Annotated in this window: 3 protein-coding genes and 1 tRNA gene; 3 read left to right on the forward strand and 1 reads right to left on the reverse strand. The window is 41.4% G+C overall.

The window, feature by feature from the left end; genetic code table 11:
- From AAC026_RS19740 to AAC026_RS19750, 3 genes are all read left to right on the forward strand, one after another.
- On the forward strand, positions 1–254 hold a 254-nt coding region (locus AAC026_RS19740), incomplete at its 5' end, for a DUF2945 domain-containing protein (RefSeq protein WP_339701816.1).
- Positions 255–362: 108 nt separating this feature from the next.
- Positions 363–1,796, forward strand: coding sequence for a hypothetical protein (locus tag AAC026_RS19745; RefSeq protein WP_339701819.1), 1,434 nt, complete (start codon positions 363–365; stop codon positions 1,794–1,796).
- A 135-nt stretch (positions 1,797–1,931) separates the two neighbouring features.
- Positions 1,932–3,176 (forward strand): membrane dipeptidase, encoded by a 1,245-nt coding sequence (locus AAC026_RS19750; protein ID WP_048644159.1) that lies wholly within the window; start codon positions 1,932–1,934, stop codon positions 3,174–3,176.
- Between the two features lie 178 nt (positions 3,177–3,354).
- On the opposite strand, the gene AAC026_RS19755 is transcribed toward AAC026_RS19750, so the two are convergent.
- Positions 3,355–3,428: transfer RNA gene (locus AAC026_RS19755), tRNA-Asp, on the reverse strand.
- Positions 3,429–3,645 lie beyond the last annotated feature (217 nt).

Below are 3,645 nucleotides of genomic sequence, written 5' to 3' on the forward strand. Positions count from 1 at the left end.
CTGATTTTGAAGCGATTTCAACACGTAATAGATTGTCTATTGCATATTTCGGGTTCAAAGTAGGAGACGAAGTTATCTGGAACTCAGAAGTTGGGCATGTGTCAGGAACAATCAGTAAGGTGCATACTGCTGATTTTGATTACAAGGGGTATACACATCATGCCATCGAGGAAGAACCTCAGTATGAAATAAAAAGCAGCAAGACAAATTACATCGCAGCCAATATAGGCAAAACACTAAAAAAGAAACCTTAAACCCTTCAAATATTGGATGTTGGGACCAAATCGTAAAGGAGAATCGAAGCTTAAAGAAAGAGGATCTTTATCTGAAGAGATTGACAAATAAAACCAATATAAAATTAATTGTTTAGATTTATAGTAAATGATAAGGAAACCACTTCAACCTTAATTACTGAAATCTTAAACATTATGTCAAAGAAACAATTCGACATTGCTGATAGAGCAACAGATTCACTTTCTATTACAAAAATTTTAAACTCTAATCCCCTGCTTTCCCGACGCGAAATGCTTGGGATAACTGGTGTTGCAGGAATTACAGCCTTGTCGGGTATACCCACCAATGTTTTCGCAAAAACTACAGCAAACAAGCCTCGTATAGCAGTATTAGCTAGTTATTGGGGTGCGACTAGATCCCATGCAGACTGGATTGTGACCAAACTATTAGATGGTTATTGGTGGAAAGGGGAGTATATGCCCTCCAGGGTTGAGGTTGTAGCCATTTATTTGGATCAGTACGAGACAAGCGTTTTGGGTCAGAAAGTAGCCAAATCGAAAGGTATTCCGGTGTTTAAAACTGTTGGTGAAGCAGTAACACTAGGAGGTGAAGAACTGGCAGTGGATGGCGTTGTAATTGTCGCCGAACACGGCGATTATCCCAAAGACCTTAAAGGACGCTGGCTTTTACCTCGCTGGAGCATTTACCAACAGGTTGTAAAGGTTTTTGAACAGAGTAAGCGTGCTGTTCCGGTTTTTAATGACAAGCACCTCTCTTACGAATGGGATGAAGCAAAGTGGATGTTTGACAAATCCCGAGAGCTAAACTTCCCTTTAAATGGAGGGTCCTCTATACCAGTTTACTACCGTAAACCAGAGAAAGAACTTGATATAGACACGCCTTTAAAACATTCGATCGTAGTTGGAGGTGCTTCCGATGAGGGTGGCATTTTCCATTGTATAGATGTGCTTCAAGCTTTTGTAGAGCGCCGAAAGGGAGGCGAAACAGGTGTTAAGTCAGTACAATCCATTCGAGGGAAAGAAACATGGGAATGGGTCGAGCGCAATTCTTGGGCCAGTAAGTTACTTGAGGCTGTGGCCGAAGATTTTGACCTTAATCCAGGACACTTTCAAGAGAACAATCGAGCTAATGTTTGTATCGTAGAATACAATGATGGAACCAAAGGAGCAGTGATTTCTGGAAAAGGTGTAGGTTGGACCTTTGCTGGAGAAATTGAAGGGCAGAATGAACCTACGATCGTCTCTATGCTAGGTTGGGCTGGTCCATTTGACCAGTATCATGCCTCCAATGCCCAGCCACATTGGATCACAGAGATGATGGTGACCAAAAAGGAACCGTTCAATGCAGAACGTTTACTTCTGTCAACGGGGATAACAAACCACTATGTAGAATCCAACTGGGAGAATGGTCGCTATTCTGCTGTCGGTCGTCGTGTCGAAACGCCGTATATGAACATGACTTATCGAACTACCCGTGGCCCTCAATTCAATACTGGAGAGCGACCACCTGCTCGTCCTTATATTCGGGGGTTTGATCAATAGGTCCGCGCTAAGCGCATTCAAGGAACCATAATATTTAAATGGGTTTTTTATTGAGGCAATAGCTTTGCCTGTCTACCAAAAATCCATTTTAATTATTCGCATAAATAAATTAAAAAATAATAAAAGCATATATAAATGAAACGCCGAAATCTTATTAAGGGCTTAACCTTATTACCAATAGCAGGAAGTGTATTGCCACTTCATTCTTTATTGGCAGGAGCTAATGGAAGTAAAAAACTTCCAGTGATGCCTCAGGATACAATAATGCCGAAGTTGCATCGTGAAGCATTTGTGATGGATGGACATGTACATGTAATGACCCGTGAGTTGCTGATGAATACTGACATTGGTCAAAGATATTCCGACGGAACCGTTGATTTACCAAGGGCAAAAGAAGGCGGCTTAGATGCCATGTTTTTCACGGTTTATACTCCTGAGCATTATTACCCTGGAAGGTTTGAGGTAAAGAACACGTTTCGTGTTATAAATCTTGCTTTAGATCAGATAAAAAAGAATAACTCAGTCATTGAATTGGCGCTTAATGCTAAAGACATTAAACGAATCAATATGAAAGGTAAAATGGCTGCTTTTCTTGACTTAGAAGGAGGCTTTGACTTAGATGGAGATATTAATTTACTTAGGGCACTTTATCGCTTAGGTTTAAGGTCCATTCAGCTTACTGCACACAATACCACAAATGCCTTTATAGATACTTGCAATGATGTAAGTCGTTGGGGTGGGATAAATGATTTGGGGAGAGAAATTATCGCTGAAATGAATAACCTTGGGATGGTTATTAACATTGCCCATGCATCCAATGACGCCATATTACAAACAGCGGAGGCAAGTAAACACCCAATAACCTACAGTCATGGAGGCTTTTACAGTATTGTGGCACATCCAAGATGTATTACAGATGAGGCAGCAAAGGCCGTGGCAGCAAAAGGAGGGGTGATAGGTATTCACTTTGGCAGTCTATTTAACAATCCTAAATACTGGGCTTGGCAAACAGCCCCTAAAGAAACTACACCCGAGTCAGTGAAGGAATCAACCTCCATGAATACAATTGAAGAGGTTGATGATGCAGTGAGAAAAGAAGTTCCTCTGGTCTTCAATGGCACCATTCCTGACGAATATTGGATGCATGTGGATCAGCTAGCCAAAGTGATCGATTATGGGGTAAATTTAGTTGGTGAGGATCATATGGCCTTAGGTTGTGATTTGGATGGAGGACCTGAATTGCCACGAGAAATTAAAGACATTAGCGATTATCCTCAGATTACAATGGCAATGCAAAGATTGGGGTATAGTGACAAACGAATTAAAAAAATTCTTGGTTTGAACTGGCTACGTGTAATTGAAGAAGTGACGGGGAGCTAAAATGAGTATATCATTTGATGGGCCCTAGGCCTATCAAATGCATTCCGAGGATTATTGCTCTGGTGAAGGAAGTGATTTAGGTGTTTCTTGTGGATTTTTTGAAGTCTAATCTCATGACCCCTAAAGTAAAACACCAACCCATAAAAGCTAAATGATTAGCTAATTTGGGTTGGTTTTGCGGAATGGACGGGACTCGAACCCGCGACCTCCTGCGTGACAGGCAGGCATTCTAACCAGCTGAACTACCACTCCTTTTTTTTCTATCTTAAGTTTCGAACCAGCGGCCTTCCCGAAACATCGGGACATTCTAACCAGCTGAACTACCACTCCTTTTTATTTCTATCTTAAGTTTCGAACCAACGGCCTTCCCGAAACATCGGGACATTCTAACCAGCTGAACTACCACTCCTTTTTTTTCTATCTTAAGTTTCGAACCAGCGGCCTTCCCGAAACATCGGGACATTCTAAC

Source organism: uncultured Roseivirga sp. (assembly GCF_963973945.1).
GTDB lineage: Bacteria > Bacteroidota > Bacteroidia > Cytophagales > Cyclobacteriaceae > Roseivirga.

What these genes read in the sequence shown, in the direction of transcription:
- AAC026_RS19750 (WP_048644159.1), top strand. Translation starts at nt 1,932, where the DNA reads ATGAAACGCCGAAATCTTATTAAGGGCTTAACCTTATTACCAATAGCA.